This window comes from Pseudomonas sp. AP19 (assembly GCF_001728855.1).
Classification (GTDB): domain Bacteria; phylum Pseudomonadota; class Gammaproteobacteria; order Pseudomonadales; family Pseudomonadaceae; genus Aquipseudomonas; species Aquipseudomonas fluorescens.
Map to the genome: position 1 here is coordinate 53,478 of NZ_LXJP01000014.1, position 19,171 is coordinate 72,648.

Below are 19,171 nucleotides of genomic sequence, written 5' to 3' on the forward strand. Positions count from 1 at the left end.
TCACAGGTTTACAATTGCCGCTCCTGATCAGGAGTATCCCTGTGCTGACTCATCTCGATTCCCAAGGTCGCGCCCATATGGTCGACGTCACCGACAAAGCCGTGACGTTCCGCGAGGCCGTGGCCGAAGCGCGGGTGCGCATGCTGCCCGACACCCTGAAAATGATTGTCGACGGCGCCCACCCCAAGGGCGACGTATTTGCCGTGGCCCGTATTGCCGGGATCCAGGCGGCTAAAAAAACCAGTGATCTGATCCCGCTGTGCCACCCGCTGATGCTCACGGGCGTCAAGGTCGAGTTGAGCGCTGATGGCATCGACGCCGTGCATATCCTGGCGCGTTGCAAACTCAGCGGCCAGACCGGTGTGGAGATGGAAGCGCTGACGGCCGCCAGCGTCGCTGCACTGACGATTTACGACATGTGCAAGGCCGTGGACCGTGGCATGACCATCGAAAGTATTCGCCTGCTGGAAAAGCTTGGCGGCAAAAGCGGGCATTTCAAGGCGGACCAGGCATGAGCATCAACGTATTGTTTTTTGCGCGTTACGCCGAGGCGACAGGCTTTGATTCGCTGGAGATGGAAGGCGAGTTCGCTAGCGTCGATGCCGTGCGACAGGCGTTGGCGGCAGACCCTGAGTTTGCGGTGCTCAACGAGAGCAACCTGATGTGTGCGCGAAACGAGGAGCTGTGCAGCCTCGATGAGCCGGTGCAGGCCGGTGATGAAGTGGCGTTTTTCCCCCCCGTGACGGGAGGCTGAGCATGGCCATTCGCGTACAGGCCGAGGCATTTGACCCCGGCGCAGAGGTTAACGCCATGCACGCCGCCAATGTCGGCGTGGGCGCGGTGGTGAGTTTTGTCGGCTATGTGCGCGACTTCAATGATGGCCGCGATGTGTCGGGCATGTTCCTTGAGCACTATCCTGGCATGACCGAAAAAGCCCTGGCCAAGATCGCGGTGGAAGCCGAACAACGTTGGCCGTTGCTCAAGCTGGAAGTGCTGCACCGCATCGGCGCGCTGGAACCGGGCGAGCCCATCGTGTTTGTGGCGGCAGCCAGTGCACACCGCCAGGCCGCGTTTGATGCCTGTGCGTTTGTGATGGACTACCTGAAGACCCGCGCGCCGTTCTGGAAGAAAGAACACACACCAGAAGGGCCACGCTGGGTGGAAGGGCGGGGCAGCGATCACGCGGCGGCGGATCGCTGGAAATAAACCGCCGACTAACTGTGTGTGGAGATCCAGATGTGGCAGCGGGCTTGCTCGCGAAGGCGGTGTCTCAGTCAGTACACCTTTACCTGACAGACCGCATTCGCGAGCAAGCCCGCTCCCACCTGTTTAAGCGCATTCCAGCTTACGGGCGTTTGCGTTCCACAGCCCGCAGCAAATGCGTCGGCGGCGTCTCGCAACTGATCTTGCGACCCAGCAACGTTTCGATCGACGGCAACTGATACGAGTCATCTTCACCGGCAAAGCTGATCGATACACCCGCAGCGCCTGCACGGCCGGTACGGCCAATGCGGTGCACGTAATCGTCCGGGACTTCCGGCAGGGTGAAGTTGATCACATGGCTGATGCCATCAATGTGAATTCCGCGCCCGGCCACGTCGGTGGCCACCAGCACACGAATCTTGCCTTCGCGAAAGCCTTCCAGGGTCTTGATGCGCTTGTGTTGCGGCACATCGCCGGACAGTTGCGCGGCGTTGACGCCGTCGCGCACCAGGCGTTCCTCGATGCGGCGCACTTCGTCCTTGCGGTTGGCGAACACCATCACGCGCTCCCAACCGTTGTCGTTGACCAGGTTGTAGAGCAGCTTGTACTTGTCGGCGCCGGCGACGGCGTAGATGTGCTGTTCGACGTTTTCGCTGGCAACGTTCAGCGCTTCGATCTCGACGATGGACGGGTCGGTGGTCCACTGCTTGGCGAGGTTCATCACGTCTTCGGTGAAGGTCGCGGAGAACAGCAGGGTCTGGCGCTCGTTTTTCGGCGGGGTCTGGCGAATGATCTGGCGTACTTGCGGGATAAAACCCATGTCGAGCATGCGGTCGGCTTCGTCCAGCACCATCACTTCGACCATGTCCAAATGCACGTCGCCGCGCTGGTTGAAGTCGAGCAGGCGGCCCGGGGTGGCGACGAGGATGTCGCAATGACGGGCTTCGAGGTGCTTGAGTTGCTTGTCGAAGTCCATGCCACCGACGAACGTCATGACGTTCAGGCCGGTGTACTTGGTCAGGTCGGCGGCGTCCTTGGCGATCTGCACCACCAGCTCCCGGGTGGGGGCGATGATCAGTGCGCGCGGCTCACCCATGTAGCGTTCTTTGGGCGGCGGCGTTTGCAGCAGTTGGGTGATGATCGAAATCAGGAACGCGGCGGTCTTGCCGGTGCCGGTCTGCGCACGGCCGATGGCGTCTTTGCCGGCAAGGGTGAAACCCAGCACCTGCGCCTGGATCGGCGTGCAGTACGGGAAACCCAGGTCCTGGATGGCGTGCATCAGCTCCGGGGCCAGTTTGAAATCGTGGAAGCGGGTTTTGCCTTCCTGGGGCTCGACGACGAAGTCTTCGAGTTTCCACGGGATCACGGGCGGTTTGGGTGCGCGCTCGCGGCGTGGTGCTTTCGGCGCTGGCGCTGGCGCTGGTGCGGCAGCAGCAGGCAGTGCCTGTTCAGGTGGCGTCACCGGCGGTGTCTTCGGCGAGGCGACAGGTGCGGTCCGGCCTGGCTGTTGACCGTCATTGCGGCTGTCGGAGGAGGGGACAGGAGCACTGGGAACAGGCGCGAACGGCTCAGCCTCGCTTTTGCCGAACATCTTCTTAAGTGCTTTGAGCACGGTGATCTCATTAATTGGTTAAGGAATGTACGCCGGCCAGTGTAATGCAAGAAACGGGCGCGGCGTAGTGCGTCTGTCATACGGCTACATAAACGCTGGGTTTCAGCCCAGGCGTGCAGCCAACCAGGCACCGATATCGGCGATCTCTTGAGGTAACACTTCGTGACCCATTGGGTATTCCTGCCATGTCACGGTGACACCACGGCTCTTTAAATGCTCGTAGGCGCTTCGGCCCATGGCGTTTTGCACCACGTCGTCGTACTGACCGTGCAGGCAGAGTGCAGGAATACGCTGTTGGCTCGCGGACAATTCCAGCTCGTCACCGAAGGTCGGTGCATAAGTAGAGAGGGCAATCACGCCACCCAAAGGGCCCTGCCATTTAAGGAAGGCGGTGTGGAAGACCACGGCGCCACCTTGGGAAAAACCGGCGAGGAAAATCCGCGAGGCGTCTATTCCGGTTCTCTTCTGCTCTTCGATCAGGTCCGTAACTATTTTGGTCGACGCTTCCAGCTCTTCCAGGCTGATGGAACGGGCTGGGCTCATGGCCTTGATGTCGTACCAGCTGGGCATCTCGTAGCCGCCATTGATGGTCACCGGGCGGGTCGGCGCCTGGGGCAATACAAAGCGGGTGGACAGCAAGTTTTCCTGCAGCGCCTCGGCCACCGGCAGGAAGTCGTAGCGATCGGCACCCAGGCCATGCAACCAGATTACGCAGGCGTCTGCGGGCTTGGCGGGCTGAAGAATCAAGGGTTCGGTCATGTCTGCTCCATATATGTGCGTGCGCTCCGATTGAGTGCGTCGGAACGGTGCGCGACGGGTTGATCTGTTAAGAGAATGTCGCAAGGTTGAATCTTTTTCTATTGACCATGGGCAGAAACGACTCTGCTCTCACTCTGGTACGCGCCTTGCTATGTGTAGGTCGATGTCAGGACTATCCCAGGACGGTAACACTATCAGTGACTGCCGCTTGTGGGATAGCAACTGGAATTACCGCGACAACTTCATGCCGCTTGACCCCAAAAAAAGCCAACACGGGTCGATATCGCCTCATAAGGGTGCGCTGAGGTTGGAGCTCCGACACAACAAGAGCAACTGGAGGTTTGAATGAAGGTATTGAAATCCACCCTGGCCATCGTAACCGCGGCCGCTGTACTGGGTGTCAGTGGTTTCGCCCAAGCCGGCGCCACCCTGGACGCCGTGCAGAAGAAAGGCTTTGTGCAATGTGGCGTGAGTGACGGCCTGCCGGGTTTCTCGGTACCGGATGCCAGCGGCAAGATCCTCGGGATCGATGCTGACGTTTGCCGTGCTGTGGCCGCCGCTGTTTTCGGTGACGCAACCAAGGTCAAATTCAGCCAGTTGAACGCCAAGGAGCGTTTCACCGCGCTTCAGTCCGGCGAAGTCGACATCCTGTCGCGTAACACCACCATGACCAGCTCCCGCGATGCGGGCATGGGTCTGAAATTCCCGGGCTTCATCACTTATTACGACGGCATCGGCTTCCTGGTTAACAACAAGCTGGGCGTCAAAAGTGCCAAGGAACTCGACGGTGCAACCATCTGCATCCAGGCCGGTACCACCACCGAGCTGAACGTTTCCGACTACTTCCGTGGCAACAACCTCAAGTACACCCCGATCACCTTCGACACCTCCGATGAAAGCGCCAAGTCGCTGGAATCCGGTCGTTGCGACGTGCTGACCTCCGACAAGTCCCAACTGTTCGCCCAGCGCAGCAAGTTGGCCTCGCCGAAGGACTACGTGGTTCTGCCGGAAACCATTTCCAAGGAACCGCTGGGCCCGGTCGTGCGTAACGGCGATGACGAGTGGCTGGCCATCGTGCGCTGGGTGGGCTACGCCATGCTCAACGCTGAAGAAGCCGGTATCACCTCCAAAAACGTTGAAGCTGAAGCCAAGTCCACCAAGAACCCGGACGTTGCTCGTCTGCTCGGTGCTGACGGCGAATATGGCAAAGACCTGAAAGTGAAGAAAGACTGGGTCGTACAGATCGTCAAGCAAGTCGGTAACTACGGTGAAGTGTTCGAGCGCAACCTGGGCAAGAGCACCCCGCTGGAAATCGACCGTGGCCTGAACGCGCTGTGGAACAACGGCGGCATTCAATACGCACCCCCTGTGCGCTGATAGCTGATGGTTCTGTCACCCGGTGGGCCAACTGCCGGGTGATGTTCTGTTCCATTCTTTCCGGGGCACTTCATGCAAAATCAAATCGGCGCACCAAAGCAGAAGCTCAGCTTCAGCGATCCCAAAGTGCGTGCGTGGCTCTTCCAGATCATCACGATTGTGGCGGTGGTCTCGCTGGGCTGGTACCTCTTCAACAATACCCAGACCAACCTTCAACACCGGGGCATTACCTCGGGTTTCGACTTTCTTGAGCGCAGTGCCGGCTTCGGCATCGCGCAGCATTTGATCGATTACACCGAATCGGACAGCTATGCCCGCGTCTTTGTCATCGGCTTGCTCAACACCTTGCTGGTGACCGTGATTGGTGTGGTCCTGGCGACGCTGCTCGGTTTCATCATCGGCGTGGCGCGCCTGTCGCCGAACTGGATGATCAACAAGCTGGCCACTGTGTATGTGGAAGTGTTCCGCAACATCCCGCCGCTGCTGCAGATCCTGTTCTGGTACTTCGCGGTGTTCCTGACCATGCCGGGGCCGCGCAACAGCCATAACTTCGGCGACACCTTCTTTGTCAGCAGCCGTGGCCTGAACATGCCGGCGGCGATTGCCGCCGATGGGTTCTGGCCGTTTGTGGTCAGTGTTGTCGTGGCAATCGTGGCAATCGTGCTGATGGCCCGCTGGGCCAACAAGCGCTTTGAAGCGACCGGCGTACCCTTCCATAAATTCTGGGCGGGCCTGGCGCTGTTCATCGTGATCCCGGCGTTGTGTGCCTTGATCTTCGGCGCGCCATTGCACTGGGAAATGCCCAAGTTGCAGGGCTTCAACTTCGTTGGCGGCTGGGTATTGATCCCCGAACTGCTCGCGTTGACCCTGGCGCTTACCGTCTACACGGCCGCGTTTATTGCCGAGATCGTGCGTTCGGGCATCAAGTCCGTCAGCCACGGCCAGACCGAAGCCGCGCGCTCCCTGGGCCTGCGCCCCGGGCCGACGCTGCGCAAGGTCATCATCCCGCAAGCCCTGCGGGTGATCATTCCGCCGCTGACCAGCCAATACCTGAACCTGGCGAAGAACTCGTCACTGGCTGCCGGTATCGGTTACCCGGAAATGGTTTCGCTGTTTGCCGGCACGGTGCTCAACCAGACCGGCCAGGCCATCGAAGTTATTGCCATCACCATGAGCGTGTACCTGGCGATCAGCATCAGCATTTCCTTGCTGATGAACTGGTACAACAAGCGCATTGCGCTGATCGAGCGGTGAGGAAACGCACATGAGTTCGCATACTTTCAAACCTGATATGCCGCCGCCGAACAAAGTCTTCGGACCGATGGCCTGGATGCGCGCCAACCTGTTTTCCAGTTGGCTCAACACCCTGCTGACGCTGTTGGCGTTTTACCTGATCTACCTGGTGGTGCCGCCGATCCTGCATTGGGCCATCCTCGATGCCAACTGGGTCGGCACCACGCGCGCCGATTGCACTAAAGAGGGCGCCTGCTGGGTGTTTATCCAACAGCGCTTCGGGCAGTTCATGTACGGCTACTACCCCGGCGACCTGCGCTGGCGCGTGGACCTGACCGTGTGGCTGGCAATCATTGGCGTGGCGCCGTTGTTCATCTCGCGCTTTGCGCGCAAGGCGGTCTACGGGCTGAGCTTTCTGGTGCTGTACCCGATCATTGCCTACTTCCTGTTGCACGGCGGGATCTTCGGCCTGACCAACGTGGCGACCAGCCAATGGGGCGGCCTGATGCTGACCCTGGTGATTGCCACGGTCGGCATCGCCGGCGCCTTGCCGCTGGGCATTATGCTGGCGCTGGGGCGACGTTCGAACATGCCGGCGATTCGTGTGGTCTGCGTGACCTTCATCGAATTCTGGCGCGGCGTACCGTTGATCACGGTGCTGTTCATGTCTTCGGTGATGCTGCCGTTGTTCCTGCCTGAAGGCATGGGCATCGACAAGTTGTTGCGGGCGCTGATCGGCGTGATCCTGTTCCAGTCGGCCTACGTGGCAGAAGTGGTGCGCGGTGGCTTGCAGGCGATACCCAAAGGTCAGTACGAAGCGGCCGCGGCGATGGGCCTGGGTTACTGGCGCAGCATGGGCCTGGTGATTCTGCCGCAAGCCCTGAAACTGGTGATTCCGGGCATCGTCAACACGTTCATTGCGTTGTTCAAAGACACCAGCCTTGTGATCATCATCGGCCTGTTCGACCTGCTCAACAGCGTCAAGCAAGCCGCCGCCGACCCTAAATGGTTGGGCATGGCCACTGAAGGCTATGTGTTTGCCGCCCTGGTGTTCTGGATTTTCTGTTTTGGTATGTCGCGCTATTCCATTCATTTGGAACACAAGCTCGACACTGGCCACAAGCGTTAGGAGTTGTTGTTATGAGCGAAGCGATCAAACAGCCTGTGAGCCCTGAAGGCATTATCCAGATGCAGGGCGTCAACAAGTGGTACGGCCAGTTCCACGTGTTGAAAGACATCAACCTCAACGTCAAGCAGGGCGAGCGTATCGTGCTGTGCGGCCCGTCGGGTTCGGGCAAGTCCACCACCATCCGCTGCCTCAACCGTCTGGAAGAGCACCAGCAGGGGCGCATCGTGGTCGACGGCGTGGAACTGACCAACGACCTCAAGCAGATCGAAGCGATCCGCCGCGAAGTTGGCATGGTGTTCCAGCACTTCAACCTGTTTCCGCACCTGACTATCCTGCAGAACTGCACGCTGGCGCCGATGTGGGTGCGCAAAATGCCCAAGCGCAAGGCCGAAGAAATTGCCATGCACTACCTGGAGCGTGTGCGCATTCCGGAGCAGGCCCACAAGTTTCCGGGGCAACTGTCCGGTGGCCAGCAACAGCGTGTGGCGATTGCCCGCGCCCTGTGCATGAAGCCGAAAATCATGCTGTTCGACGAACCGACTTCAGCGCTGGACCCGGAAATGGTGAAAGAGGTACTCGACACCATGATCGGCCTTGCCGAAGACGGCATGACCATGTTGTGCGTGACCCACGAAATGGGCTTCGCCCGCACCGTGGCCAACCGCGTGATCTTCATGGACAAAGGCGAAATCGTCGAACAGGCGGCGCCGAATGACTTCTTCGACAACCCGCAGAATGATCGGACCAAGTTGTTCTTGAGCCAGATTTTGCATTGATCGATGTTTGAAACGATAAACCCGGCCTGGTGCCGGGTTTATTTTTGCCTGTCCAGGAGGCTTTGAGCGCTTCTTGTGTTTGGTTATTGATGGTGCAGGTGAAGGCGTTGCGCAGGTCTGCGCCTTCGGACAAGGCCTTGGCGTCCGCGAGTAGATGGGATCGCGATCCAGCAGGCGCATCAGCACCATCAGCGACTTGGGTGGCGCTATCTCGCCGCGCTCGTAGCGTGAAAACGCGTTGTGCCCGCCACCGGGCAGCAGTGCCACGGTTTCTTTTTGCGTCATGTGCAGCGGGCGCCGTATACGCTTCAATTCGGCGCCGACCCTCCGTCGAGCGGCGTGGAGCAACTCATCACCGGCGTTAGCAGGTTGCCTGCCGAGCGCCCTAGTGCGTTGCCTTCGTAGGTAACTGCGAATAGGCTGTAGGAAAATTCATCCTATGATTGGACGAAAGCGTAAATCCCATGACAGACATCGCTCCGTTGATCAAACGCTCGCTGGTTGACCAAGCCCTGGAACAGTTGCGCCGGCGCATCACCGAAGGCCGATGGGCCATCGGCGAGCGCCTGCCCACCGAGCCCGAGTTGTCCGCCGAGTTGGGTATCAGCCGCAACACCGTGCGCGAAGCCATGCGTGTATTGGCGTTTTCCGGCTTGATCGACATCCGCCAGGGCGACGGCAGTTACTTGCGCTCGATGACCGACCCGTTGGGGGCGATGCGCGCGCTGTCCCACTGCACCCTGGAACAGGCGCAGGAGACTCGGCAGATTCTGGAAGTGGAGGCCATTGGGCTGGCGGCGCTGCGGCGTACCGAGGCCGACCTTCGCGTTTTGCGCGCAGCACTCAAGGCCAGCGCCGAGCTGTACCACGGTGATCTGGAGGCATATATCAGCGCCGACCTGGTGTTCCACAAACACTTGGTCGATGCCGCCCACAACCCTTCATTGAGTGAGCTGTACCAGTATTTTTCCGCCGTGGTCGGCGCCCAGTTGCGCCAGACCCTGAACATCTCACCGCGTCGCCAGGCCGTGTTCGACCTGCATATCGCCTTGCTCGATGCCGTGGAACAACAAGACCCGGAACGCGCCAAATCCCTTTGCCGGCAGTTGATCAATGAACCTTGAAGCCAAGCGCCCGACCGAACTCGAAGAACTGCTGATCGACGCAGAAGCCGACGACGATGTGGTACAGCACACCGCGCCGGTTGTTGCGCGGCCGTGGCTGTTGTTGCTGGGCCTGATCCTGGTAGCGCTGAACCTGCGCCCGGCGTTGTCGAGCCTGTCGCCGTTGCTGGCTGAAGTCTCACAAAGCCTGGGGCTGTCCGCCGCCAAAGCCGGTTTGCTGACCACCTTGCCGGTGCTGTGCCTGGGCCTGTTCGCACCGATGGCGCCGATCCTGGCGCGGCGCTTCGGTGCCGAGCGAGTGGTGTTGGGGATTCTGCTGACGTTGGCTGCCGGGATCATTCTGCGCAGCGCTTTGGGTGAAGTCGGCCTGTTCGCCGGCAGCCTGATTGCCGGTGCGAGCATTGGCATCATCGGCGTGTTGCTGCCGGGTATCGTCAAGCGCGACTTCGCCAAACAGGCGGGCGCTATGACCGGCGTATACACCATGGCGCTGTGCCTGGGGGCGGCGTTGGCGGCGGGTGCCACGGTGCCGTTGAGTCGCTACTTTGGTGACAGCTGGAACATCGGCCTGGGCTTCTGGATTTTGCCAGCATTGGTGGCGGCGCTGTTCTGGTTGCCGCAAGTCAGGCACAAGCATGGCGCCCATCACGTGGCTTATCGGGTGAAGGGGTTACTGCGTGACCCACTGGCCTGGCAGGTGACGGTGTACATGGGCCTGCAATCATCCCTGGCGTACATCGTGTTCGGGTGGTTGCCGTCGATACTGATAGGCCGTGGCCTTACGGCGACCCAGGCGGGGCTGGTGCTGTCCGGCTCGGTCATCGTGCAACTGGCCAGCTCACTTGCCGCGCCGTGGCTGGCCACCCGCGGCAAAGACCAGCGCCTGGCGATCGTGGTGGTGATGCTGCTGACCCTGGGCGGCCTGTTCGGTTGCCTGTATGCGCCACTCGATGGCCTGTGGGGCTGGGCGATCCTGCTCGGCCTTGGCCAGGGCGGCACCTTCAGCCTGGCACTGACCTTGATCGTGCTGCGCTCGCGCGATGCCCATGTGGCCGCCAACCTGTCGAGCATGGCCCAGGGCGTTGGCTACACGTTGGCGTCCCTCGGGCCGTTGGCGGTTGGCCTGGTGCATGACTGGACCGGCGGCTGGACGGCGCTGGGCTGGATCTTCGCGGTGATCGGGGTGGGCGCCATCCTCGCCGGGTTAGGCGCCGGCCGTGCGCTGTATGTGGGCGTCAACAGTGAGAAGGTCTAGCGTCACAGGTACTTCAGGGTCAGGGTCACAGCGCCATCAATGGGGATTTCTTCAGTCAACGGCAGCGTGTTACTCGGGGCGATGGTCGGGGTGATCAACACGTCTGCGCTCAGTTGTTGGATCGGTGTCGGGACGGTCGGCAGCGCACGCGTGGCGGTGAACGAAGTGAGGAACGCGTACGACAACAGGCTCGTGGGGGCCCAGGTCGAAGCCTCGGTCGAACCGATGGGAAACATTGGCACACCATCGGCCAGGATCGACGCCAGGTTCAGACTCGTATAACCGAGCTTTTTGTCGTTGACCAACCCCAGGCCGAATCGCGTTCCCAGGCTGTCACCGTAAGCGGAACCGAGGCGGTTGTCCTTGGGCTCCAGTGCCACCAGCGTTGGCGCTTCGCAGCTGATCGCCAGTTGCAGGTTGTGTACCGGCAGCTGGGTCGGCTGGTCAATGTTGAGGTCCTTGGCGGCAATCTTGCCCAGGTCAGACAGGCCACCGTTGGACAGGCTGGGCGCGCAGGCACTGGGGGTAATCAGGCCGGTGACGGCCAGGTCGACGCTGGACGCGGCCACCGCGAGGTTGGCACCGGTCAGTATCACCGTGGCGATCGACATGTTGATAAACGTGTTCATCGAGTACTCGTGTTTTCAAGGGGCAGGGTTACAGGTAAATCACTTCAAGCGTGGCCGAGCCGTCCATCGGCGTCTCCACACTCAAGTCCAGGTTCTGCTTGGCGTTGATCACCGCTTCAAGGGTCAAGGTGCTGGTCAGGTGCTGAATCGCCGAGGGCCCGGCGGTGCTGCCCTGTACCTCGGTGAACCCGAGCAAACTCCTGGAGCCGATATCGATAGGGTTGTTGTTGGAGGTCCGCCAGGCCAGGCCGCCGGTGGTGGATTCGGTGCCATAGGTCACCGGCAAGGCATCGGCCACCGTCTGTTTGGGGTCAAAGCTCACCGAATACACGCCGAGTTTGTTGCCTGCGCTATCCAGCCCCAGCCCGTAATAGATCTCGCTGTTGACGTGGGCAGTGCCGTCACGGTTATCGCGCATGCGCAGGGCGAAACGGCCGGGGGCGTTGCAACTGACGGTCAAGGTCAGCGACTTGAGCGGTAAGCGCGTGCCCGTGGCTTGGTTGAGGTCCTTCTGGGCGATTTTGCCGAAGTCGATCAAGCCGCCGCCAGACAGCACCGGGGTGCAGGCCATGGGCGTGATCAGCCCGCCGACCGTCAGTTCGACGGTGGAGGCGGCGTGGGCGGCGGGCAGGCTGGCCAGCCAGGTCAGCGTGAGGGCAGGCAACAGCAGGGCGTTCATGGTGTGCTCCTAGAGGTAGTGGATTTCGAGGGTGCCCGAGCCATCCAGCCGCACCTCATTGCTCAAATCCAGCGAACCGAGTGGCGCGATGACCGCTTCCAGGCTCAGTGTGGCGTTGAGGTTCTGAATGGCACTGGGGCCGCTGGTATTGCCGGATGCCGTGCTGAACCCCAGGTAGTGGTTGGCGCCGACGGCAGCGATGGCCGTGCTGGCGCTGCTCCAGGGCAGCCCGCCGGTGGCGGAGTCGGTTGTGAACACTTGCGCGAAGCTGTCGGCGGTGATGTGCGCGGGGTCGAACAGCAACCGATAGCGGCCGATTTTCTGCTGGCGGGCGTCCAGGCCCAGCCCGTAAGTGCTGTCGCTAACTGTGCCGGTGGCCGAGCCCTCGCGGTTGTCCTGCATGCGCACGGCAAAGGCCGTCGGCCCATCACAGGTCACGCTGAGCGACAAGGGCCGCGCGGCCAGGGCGGTTTCCTGGTCAAGATTCAGGTCGCCCACCGACAGCTTGCCCAGCTCCACATGGCCGCCGTTGGACAGCGTGGGTGTACACGCCGCTGGCGCAAAGTGCGCTTGCAGGCGTAACTCCCGTGAGCGTCCGGCGGCGAGCGCATCGAACAGCCCGGTGGTGTCCCAGGTCACCGCATCGCGCACGCGCGCGGCGTCCTCGTTGGCCCAGGCGGTGGCGTCGATTTGCAGCGACAGGTTGCGCCCGGTCACAACGATGCCTGCGCGCATCGGCACAATCCCGTGGCTTGCTTGCCAGGCCAACTGAGTGCTGATCGTGGAAGGGGGCTGACCCTGGCCTGCAATCAAGCCCAGCTCTACCGCCTGACCGTCCAGCACTGCGTCGCTGACACGCAGCCGGTAGCTGCCATGCTCGGTAAAGCGAAAGCGCTCCGGCCCCGCGCCCAACCCGCGATAAAACACGCTCATATCAGTAGGCTGGGGGCAGTTCAGCGTGAGGCTTAAACGCCGCTCGCCCAGCAACCGTTCGGGTGCGAGGGTGAAGGGCACGGAGCGGTTCATCAGGCCGAAGTCCAACTGCGCCTGGCTCAGGTTGAGCTGGCATTCTTCGGCGCCCCAGGCAGCACTGCTCAGCAGCACCAGGCTCAGGGCGTACAACAGGTGTTTAGCGCTCATGGTGAACGTCCTCATGGCTGGCGGCACTGGGCCGAGGCGGTTTCGAAATACACCTCGGGGTCGGCGTTTTTCGGCAGCTCAAAGTCCAGTCGGCAACGCGGTTGCCCGGCGGGTTTGACCCATAACGTGCGCTGTTGCAGCGCGTCAGGCAGGAACACCCGGCTGCCTTCCTGCACCAAGGTGATGAACTCGCCCTCGGCGTTGCTCACCGTTGCACCGCGTGGCAATGGCTGGCCGGTATCGGTGGTCACGTTGAGCAGCGCTCGACGGGTCAGCGCCACGCCGAATTGCACCTTGTCGACCGCACCGCGTCCGGCGGCAAGCACGGCAAGGCCGTTGTGGATCTCGGCATTGCGCGGCAGCGAACGCGTTTGTACCTCGACCGGGCTGCGGCTGTAGGGGCTGAGTTGCGAGGCCACGGCCTGGCCTTGCCAGTCGGTCCACACCGGGCCGCTTGGGGTTGTGACCTTGATCCCGGCCATCTCGCCCACCGACACCACCGCAAACGTGTCGCGCACCGGGTAGGGCGAGAAGGTCAGGCCGTCCTCATGCAACACCACGCCGCCGCGGGCGCCACCTTGATAGCTGGCGCGTTCGTCGTTGCTGCGGGTGTAGTTGAAGTCCAGCTGGCTGTACCACGGCAGCGCCGATACGCCGATGGATGACTCCACTTCACGGTCACGGCTGTCGCGTTCCACGCCCACCCGATAGCTCAATTGATCGTTGAGTTGTTCATTCACCCCCATGCCGAGGCGGTGCTCGCCTCCGGTGTTACGCACCCAGGCACGCCCACGGCGGGTTTCACCCAGCGGCACACTGATATTCAGGTAAATGCTGTTGTCGTTCTGCTGGCGCCCGCCGACTTGCCATTCGGCACTGGCCGATAGCGACACGCGGCCAACGCTGGTGCCCCAGGAGGCCAATGCCCGGCTGCTGCTTTCACCGTTGTATGAGGCCGTGCGCGAGACGCCGGCGCTGAATGTACCCAGCGCCGGATGCGCCCAGGAGGCGGTCAGGCTCTGCTGGTCGCGGTAGCGTGAACGCTGTTGGTCCTTGTTGTTGCCGACATAGGTTGAATCTTCGAGGTCGCGGTAACCCTGCGAGCGCCAGGAGCCTGCGCTGCTCACCGCCCAGCTGTCGCTCAAGCGCTGAGACCAGGACAGGTCGCTCTGCACGCCGCGTTCGGTCCCCTGTTGTTTGGGGCTGGCCTGCGCTGCCTGTGCGGAAAACTGCAATTGGCTGTCCGGCCAGGGCAACCAGCCCAGGCTTGCACCCGCCGAGTGATAGGCGTCTGCCATCAGCCCGCCGGCGCTGAGGCTGAGTTGCGGGTGCAGCGGGCCGCTCCAGCCCGCGCTGACCACCCAGGGCTCGCGGGCGTCGCTGTCGCCGATCTGCCGCACGCGCCCGGCCGCCACTGAATAGCCGGGTGCCGGCAGGCCCAGGCCGAGCATCGCGGCGGGCACGCTGAAACGACGTTCTTCGCCCGTGGTTTCCTTGACCGTGACTTCCACATCGGAGCGGCTGTTCAAGCGGCGTACATCGCTCAGGGAAAACGGCCCGGCCGGCACCACGGTGGAGTGAATCAACGCGCCGTTTTGGCGGATCTCGACCTGGGCCGGGCTGTTGGCGATACCGGTGATGGTTGCGCCCTGGTTCTGGTCTTGCAGCGCGGTTTCGGTCAGTACCTGGGCGCCGGTAATCTGCGTACCGGCCAGCACCGGGTTGTAGAGGCTGATTTGCCCGGCCTGCAGCACCGCCTGCTGTTCGGCAAAGGTGCGTTGGGCGTAGGCGTCCAGGTGGGTGGTGCGCGACCGGCTGTCCTGCCAGGTCTTGACCTGCCGGCTGCGCACGATCCAGTCACCGGCGTTAAAGCCGACCTCGGTGTTGGCCGAGCCGAAGCGGCTGTTGTTGTCGCCGAACTCGTTGTACAGGCCGGTCAAATCGTAGTTGAGCAGCAGGGCCTGGCCGCCGGTCTGGTAGCCGGAGATATCTTGCTGGGCCGGGCGCAGGGCATCGGTGGGCACCACCAGGGCCAGGTTCAGGGTGGCCGGGTCTTGCTCGATCACCGTTTGCGGGTAGCGTTCGATAAAACGATGGCAGGTGGTCGTCCCATCGTCATCGGGCACCATCAGGTTGCCGGTATCGAGTAAGGCACGGCTGAAACACAAGCCGCCCTGGTGGTCGAATTCCACGTCCACTCGGCCTCGGCGCTGGCCGTTGACCGTCACGTTGACGGCATGCCGGCCCGCGGCGAAACGCGGAGCCTGCAACAGCAGGTTGGCGAGCTCTGGGTCGATGCCACGCCGGGACAGGGTCTGGGGGTCGAACGCGCCGGCGATCAGGTCATTCGCCAGCACGGCCTCGGCCGGTAGTACGCCGCTCAGGGTCAGCGCCATACTCGTCAGGATCCGGCGTGCGCGGGGGGGCAAAACGCCAGGCATGGCGTTGCCGTCGCGTTCAGTCATTGCTGTGCTCACAAGGTCGTACTCAAGTATTGGGTGGCCTTGGCAAGCCACTCTTTTTTATAGGGTGATCGGTGCTTCGTAAGGCGCTACGGCAAAGCCGTACACGGTGGCCGGTTGCAGCTGTACGCGGGTGGCGCCGGAGCCGGAGGCCGTCACGGTGAGGGTTTCCCCCGGTAGTACATAGGTGCGTGGCAGCAACGCCGAACCACTGCCGGGCAGCAGCCGCAGCTCCTGGGACAGGCGCACCACGTAAGGGCTCGGGTTGTGCACGCTCAATTGGTCGCGCGTGATGCGCCACTCCAGCCCGGTCCAGGGCGTGCGATTGGGGGCCAGGCCTTTGGGGTGCACAATTACCGGCAGATTCTGGCGCACCGTCACCCCCACCTGCGCGTGCCCGGCCTGGGCTGTCGAGCGGCCCTGGGGCATGCCTTCGAAGATCACCCGCTTCAGGCGTTGGGTGGTCAGCGGCTCGGGTGATTGCAGGATGAAGCGGATGAGTTGGCTTTTGCCGGGCTCGACCCTCGCCAGCGGCGGGGTGACAAACAGCAGCGTCGCGGTGTCTTCGGGAATGTCTTCAAGGGTGACATGCAGCAGGGCCAACTTGTCATCGGTGTTGGTCACGGTGACCGAGGCTTCACCCTCGGCTTCGTTGACGATCACCACCGAGGTGTCAGGCACCATGCCGTCGGCCAGTGCGACGCCAGGGCCACCGCCCGCCAAGGTCAGCGCACCGAGGTACAGACCTGTGAGGCGAGCAAGGATGAACGCGCGGGTGAAAAAGGGCAGGGCAGTCATGGCTACAAATACCTCAGGTCTAGCACGATGGAGCCGTCCATCGGCACTTCCTGGTCGAGGGTCAAATAGGCGGCAGCGTTGATGGACGTATTGACGTGCAACGTAGCGTTCAGCAGGCGATGGGGTTCGGGCACCAGCGTGCCTGGCCGGGCAAAGCCCATGTAGTTGTTCGGGAAGGCATTGGATTCTGGGAACCAGGTTTCACCCTGGTTGCTGGACGCCAGCACCAGTACGCGTTCGCCGTCCCCCGTCGCGTCACGAAGGGCCAGGGAAACACTGCCCAGCCGTTCGCTGGGGACATGCATGTTGTGGCCCAGCCCGTAATAAAATCCCGGGCCCACAGAGGAATCGGCGCGATTGTCCACGCCCACCAGCACGAACAGCACCGGCTGGTTACAGCTCACATTCAGGTCCAGTGCCTGGGTGGGCAGCGTGGTGAATTCGTACTGGTTGAGACTGCGTGCTGGCACCCTGCCGTGGTCGACGATGCCATTGGCGGACAACGTCGGCGTACAGGCATTGGGGGTGATCAGGCCGGTGACGTTCAACTCGGTGCTGGGCGCCGCCATTACCAGCGCGCTGGTGCCGAGCAGGTAAAGCAGGCCAAGCAAGCGTGAAAAGGTGTGCTTCATGGGGAGAGACCGGCTGCCTTGTTCATCGTGTGTGGACGTGACAAGGGCAGGCGCGAAGGCCTGCCGTTGCTTGAGTCGGTTGCCGTTACAAGTAGCGCACGGTGAGGGTTACCGAGCCGTCGATGGGGGCTTCGTTGGTAAGGTCAAGGCCGCTGGTTTTGGCGATAAAAGGCATGACCCTCAGGTCTGCAGCCCACTGTTGGACTGGGGTCGGCAAATCGATACCGGTGGGTGCCGGCGCGATGAGGTTGCCGCGCATCAGGTAGCTCTCGGAATCCCAAGTGACGCCGTTGTCGTAGGAACCAACGGTCCTGACTGGCACCCCATCGGCGACTGAGCTCAACAGCCGTAAGCTCATGCCGCCAAGTTTTTGCGTGCCGTTGATCAGGCCCAGACCAAATTCCATGAAGTCGTTATTGGCGTCGGAGCCTTCACGGTTGTCCTTGGCCTCCATCGCCATCAGGGTGGCAGCGTCACAGGTGACGGAGAATTGCACTATTTGAGTGGGTAGAAAGGTCTGTTGGTCGGCTTTCAGATCCTTGGCCGAAATCTTGCCATAGTCCACGGTCCCACCGCCGGACAGCGCCGGGGTACAGGCGCTTGGGGTAATCAGGCCTTTGACGGTCAGGTCGACGCTGGAGGCGGCGAACGTGTGGGCACTGGCAATCAGCAGCGCGGTGGTGGCAAGTGATTTGAAGGCGATGTTCATGATGTTGTTCCTGAGTGGAGTAAGAGAAAAGGCTTACCAGTACTTGAGTTGAAGGGTGGCCAGGCCGTCGATTGGCACCTCGTCAAGTAAGGTCAAGTCGCTGGCGGGCGCGATCATGGTGAACGCCCGCAACCGCGCGCTCAGGGTTTGCACGGCAATCGGCGTATAGGCATCGCCGGGCGCAGCGAACGAGGTCATGCCGGTGTGGCCGAGGTACGCAGAGGGGCGCCAGGTGGCGCCGCCGTCATTGGAGAGGATGGCGTCTACCGGCGTGTTGTCGGCGATCGGGTCGAACAGGCCGAACGCCACGCTGCCGAGCCGCTGGTCATCGTTGACCATGCCCAGCCCATGCAGCGCGGGGTTGATCGCCGAGCTGCCGGCGCGGTTGTCCACGGTGGTCAGGGTGAAAAACGTCGGCCCTTCACACTGCACCTCCAGGAGCATCTCGGCGGCTTGCAGGCTGGTGGGTTTCTGCGGGTTCAGGTCCTTGGCCGTCAATTTGCCATGGTCGACGACGCCGCCACCGGACAAGCTCGGCGTGCAAGAGGCCGGGGTGATGATCCCGCTGACGCTCAAGTCCGTACTACTGGCGGCCAGGACGGGGCTGGCGCCGGTAATCAACAGTGTCGCGGCGAGGGTGATGAGGGGTCGAGACATTGGGTCACATCCTGTGAGTGGGGGGTGTTTACAAGTACTTCACTTCAACCGTGGCGGAGCCGTTGAGGGGGACTTCTTCAGTCAGGTCCATCCCCGCCGTGGGGGCGATCATGCTTTGCACGTGAAGGTCTGCCGTCACTTGCTGGATGGCGATGGGTGCCCAACTGCCCGTCGAGCGATCGCCAAACGAGGCGAAGTTAGCGACGGGCCAAACCTCGTCCGAATCAAGTCGCCCCCAGGTGAGGCCCTGATCACTGGATTGAATGGCGGAAATCGTCGCGCCGTCGGCCATCGCGTTGGCGAGCGTCAAGGAGAAATCCCCGAGTTTTTTGTCGCCCACCAAACCCAGGCCGTAGGTGTTCGCCGGGTCATGGGCGTTGCCTTGGTTGTCCGTGCCCTTCAGGGCCAGCAGGGTGGGTGCATCGCAGGTGATCGCCAGTTGCAGGAAGTGATTGCCAATGATCGTCCAGCCGGTCGGGCTCAAATCCCTGGCGGCGAGTTTTCCGTGATCGACGACCCCGCCGCTTGAAAGGCTGGGGGTGCAGGCGCTGGGCGTAATCAGGCCCTTGACGGTGAGGTCCACGCTGCTCGCGGCAAAAACGGTTGAGACACTCATCAGCAACAGGGCGGTGCTTATCAGAGCGGAAGACTTGTTCATTTCAATAGTTCCAGTACGGGCCAGATTGTCGAGTGATGCCATGGCGGCACTCGCTGACGTTGTCGACGAGTGCAAGGCGGTTTTTCATGTTTTCAGGGCGGCCCGAGAGGGGTGCAGGCTGACCCTGATAAGAGTGGGCAGCAATTTAGCGAGGGGGCGGCGGCGGGGAAATACAACAATTACGACAATGGTGCCGAGCAGAGAAAAAGCTATCGTTTGTGTCGGAATAGTTAACTGGAAAATGTAGGCAAGTTATCAGTTTCGTAGTTGTTGTATCGCCAGGCGGGTGGCAAAGAAGCTAGGTTGGCTTTGCGATGGCGGTCACTTTGGGCTCTTTCT

20 protein-coding genes and 1 pseudogene are annotated in these 19,171 nt (G+C 61.8%); 9 read left to right on the plus strand and 12 right to left on the minus strand.

What is annotated here, in order from left to right:
• The first annotated feature begins 41 nt into the window (after positions 1–41).
• The 3 genes from moaC to moaE are packed head-to-tail and all read left to right on the plus strand — an operon-like array spanning position 42 to position 1,206.
• Positions 42–515 carry a cyclic pyranopterin monophosphate synthase MoaC gene (moaC, locus tag A7D21_RS12585; protein WP_053254515.1) on the plus strand — a complete coding sequence of 158 codons (474 nt, stop codon included), beginning with the start codon at positions 42–44 and terminating at the stop codon, positions 513–515.
• Entirely contained in the window at positions 512–754 is a 243-nt protein-coding gene (gene moaD / locus A7D21_RS12590; RefSeq protein ID WP_053254516.1) for a molybdopterin converting factor subunit 1, read from the plus strand. The genes moaC and moaD overlap by 4 nt, the downstream gene beginning before the upstream one ends.
• Before the next feature lie 2 nt (positions 755–756).
• The gene (gene moaE, locus A7D21_RS12595) at positions 757–1,206 is read left to right on the plus strand and encodes a molybdopterin synthase catalytic subunit MoaE (protein ID WP_053254517.1); all 450 of its coding nucleotides are present in this window, start codon (positions 757–759) and stop codon (positions 1,204–1,206) included.
• Positions 1,207–1,345: 139 nt separating this feature from the next.
• Here moaE and rhlB read toward each other — a convergent pair whose 3' ends face one another.
• A complete protein-coding gene (gene rhlB, locus A7D21_RS12600) occupies positions 1,346–2,821 on the minus strand; it encodes an ATP-dependent RNA helicase RhlB (protein ID WP_073637269.1) in 1,476 nt (491 codons plus the stop codon).
• 96 nt (positions 2,822–2,917) lie between these two features.
• Entirely contained in the window at positions 2,918–3,574 is a 657-nt protein-coding gene (locus tag A7D21_RS12605) for an alpha/beta hydrolase (protein WP_069551837.1), read from the minus strand.
• A 345-nt stretch (positions 3,575–3,919) separates the two neighbouring features.
• On the opposite strand from A7D21_RS12605, the gene A7D21_RS12610 reads away from it, so the two are divergent.
• The 4 genes from A7D21_RS12610 to A7D21_RS12625 all read left to right on the plus strand — a co-directional run bounded on the left by A7D21_RS12610 (position 3,920) and on the right by A7D21_RS12625 (position 8,089).
• Positions 3,920–4,951: an amino acid ABC transporter substrate-binding protein gene (locus tag A7D21_RS12610; RefSeq protein ID WP_053254520.1), complete on the plus strand. Its 1,032-nt coding sequence runs from the start codon at positions 3,920–3,922 to the stop codon at positions 4,949–4,951.
• Between the two features lie 72 nt (positions 4,952–5,023).
• A complete protein-coding gene (locus A7D21_RS12615; protein WP_053254521.1) occupies positions 5,024–6,205 on the plus strand; it encodes an amino acid ABC transporter permease in 1,182 nt (393 codons plus the stop codon).
• Positions 6,206–6,215: 10 nt separating this feature from the next.
• Positions 6,216–7,313: an amino acid ABC transporter permease gene (locus tag A7D21_RS12620; protein ID WP_053254522.1), complete on the plus strand. Its 1,098-nt coding sequence runs from the start codon at positions 6,216–6,218 to the stop codon at positions 7,311–7,313.
• An 11-nt stretch (positions 7,314–7,324) separates the two neighbouring features.
• The gene (locus tag A7D21_RS12625; protein ID WP_003171943.1) at positions 7,325–8,089 is read left to right on the plus strand and encodes an amino acid ABC transporter ATP-binding protein; all 765 of its coding nucleotides are present in this window, start codon (positions 7,325–7,327) and stop codon (positions 8,087–8,089) included.
• A 55-nt stretch (positions 8,090–8,144) separates the two neighbouring features.
• Here the strand turns inward: A7D21_RS12625 and A7D21_RS36200 are convergent.
• A pseudogene (locus tag A7D21_RS36200) lies at positions 8,145–8,452 on the minus strand (type II TA system antitoxin MqsA family protein); the annotation flags it as partial.
• A gap of 101 nt (positions 8,453–8,553) precedes the next feature.
• On the opposite strand from A7D21_RS36200, the gene A7D21_RS12630 reads away from it, so the two are divergent.
• Complete coding sequence (locus tag A7D21_RS12630; protein WP_069551838.1) at positions 8,554–9,213, plus strand: FadR/GntR family transcriptional regulator; 660 nt, start codon at positions 8,554–8,556, stop codon at positions 9,211–9,213.
• Complete coding sequence (locus A7D21_RS12635) at positions 9,203–10,468, plus strand: CynX/NimT family MFS transporter (protein WP_053254524.1); 1,266 nt, start codon at positions 9,203–9,205, stop codon at positions 10,466–10,468. Before A7D21_RS12630 ends, A7D21_RS12635 begins: the two co-directional genes overlap by 11 nt.
• 2 nt (positions 10,469–10,470) lie before the next feature.
• Here the strand turns inward: A7D21_RS12635 and A7D21_RS12640 are convergent, their stop codons facing one another.
• The 9 genes from A7D21_RS12640 to A7D21_RS12680 form a co-directional block, all read right to left on the minus strand.
• Positions 10,471–11,097: a DUF1120 domain-containing protein gene (locus A7D21_RS12640; protein WP_069551839.1), complete on the minus strand. Its 627-nt coding sequence runs from the start codon at positions 11,095–11,097 to the stop codon at positions 10,471–10,473.
• 28 nt (positions 11,098–11,125) lie between these two features.
• Positions 11,126–11,776 (minus strand): DUF1120 domain-containing protein, encoded by a 651-nt coding sequence (locus tag A7D21_RS12645; RefSeq protein ID WP_053254526.1) that lies wholly within the window; start codon positions 11,774–11,776, stop codon positions 11,126–11,128.
• Positions 11,777–11,785: 9 nt separating this feature from the next.
• Positions 11,786–12,916: a DUF1120 domain-containing protein gene (locus tag A7D21_RS12650; protein WP_053254527.1), complete on the minus strand. Its 1,131-nt coding sequence runs from the start codon at positions 12,914–12,916 to the stop codon at positions 11,786–11,788.
• Positions 12,917–12,927: 11 nt separating this feature from the next.
• The gene (locus tag A7D21_RS12655; protein WP_081006331.1) at positions 12,928–15,381 is read right to left on the minus strand and encodes a fimbria/pilus outer membrane usher protein; all 2,454 of its coding nucleotides are present in this window, start codon (positions 15,379–15,381) and stop codon (positions 12,928–12,930) included.
• 57 nt (positions 15,382–15,438) lie between these two features.
• The gene (locus A7D21_RS12660) at positions 15,439–16,176 is read right to left on the minus strand and encodes a fimbria/pilus chaperone family protein (protein WP_078827776.1); all 738 of its coding nucleotides are present in this window, start codon (positions 16,174–16,176) and stop codon (positions 15,439–15,441) included.
• A gap of 2 nt (positions 16,177–16,178) precedes the next feature.
• The gene (locus A7D21_RS12665; protein WP_053254529.1) at positions 16,179–16,808 is read right to left on the minus strand and encodes a DUF1120 domain-containing protein; all 630 of its coding nucleotides are present in this window, start codon (positions 16,806–16,808) and stop codon (positions 16,179–16,181) included.
• Positions 16,809–16,893: 85 nt separating this feature from the next.
• Complete coding sequence (locus A7D21_RS12670) at positions 16,894–17,517, minus strand: DUF1120 domain-containing protein (protein ID WP_053254530.1); 624 nt, start codon at positions 17,515–17,517, stop codon at positions 16,894–16,896.
• A 33-nt stretch (positions 17,518–17,550) separates the two neighbouring features.
• Positions 17,551–18,174, minus strand: coding sequence for a DUF1120 domain-containing protein (locus tag A7D21_RS12675; RefSeq protein ID WP_053254531.1), 624 nt, complete (start codon positions 18,172–18,174; stop codon positions 17,551–17,553).
• A 28-nt stretch (positions 18,175–18,202) separates the two neighbouring features.
• Positions 18,203–18,832, minus strand: coding sequence for a DUF1120 domain-containing protein (locus tag A7D21_RS12680; RefSeq protein ID WP_053254532.1), 630 nt, complete (start codon positions 18,830–18,832; stop codon positions 18,203–18,205).
• Between the last annotated feature and the right edge of the window lie 339 nt (positions 18,833–19,171).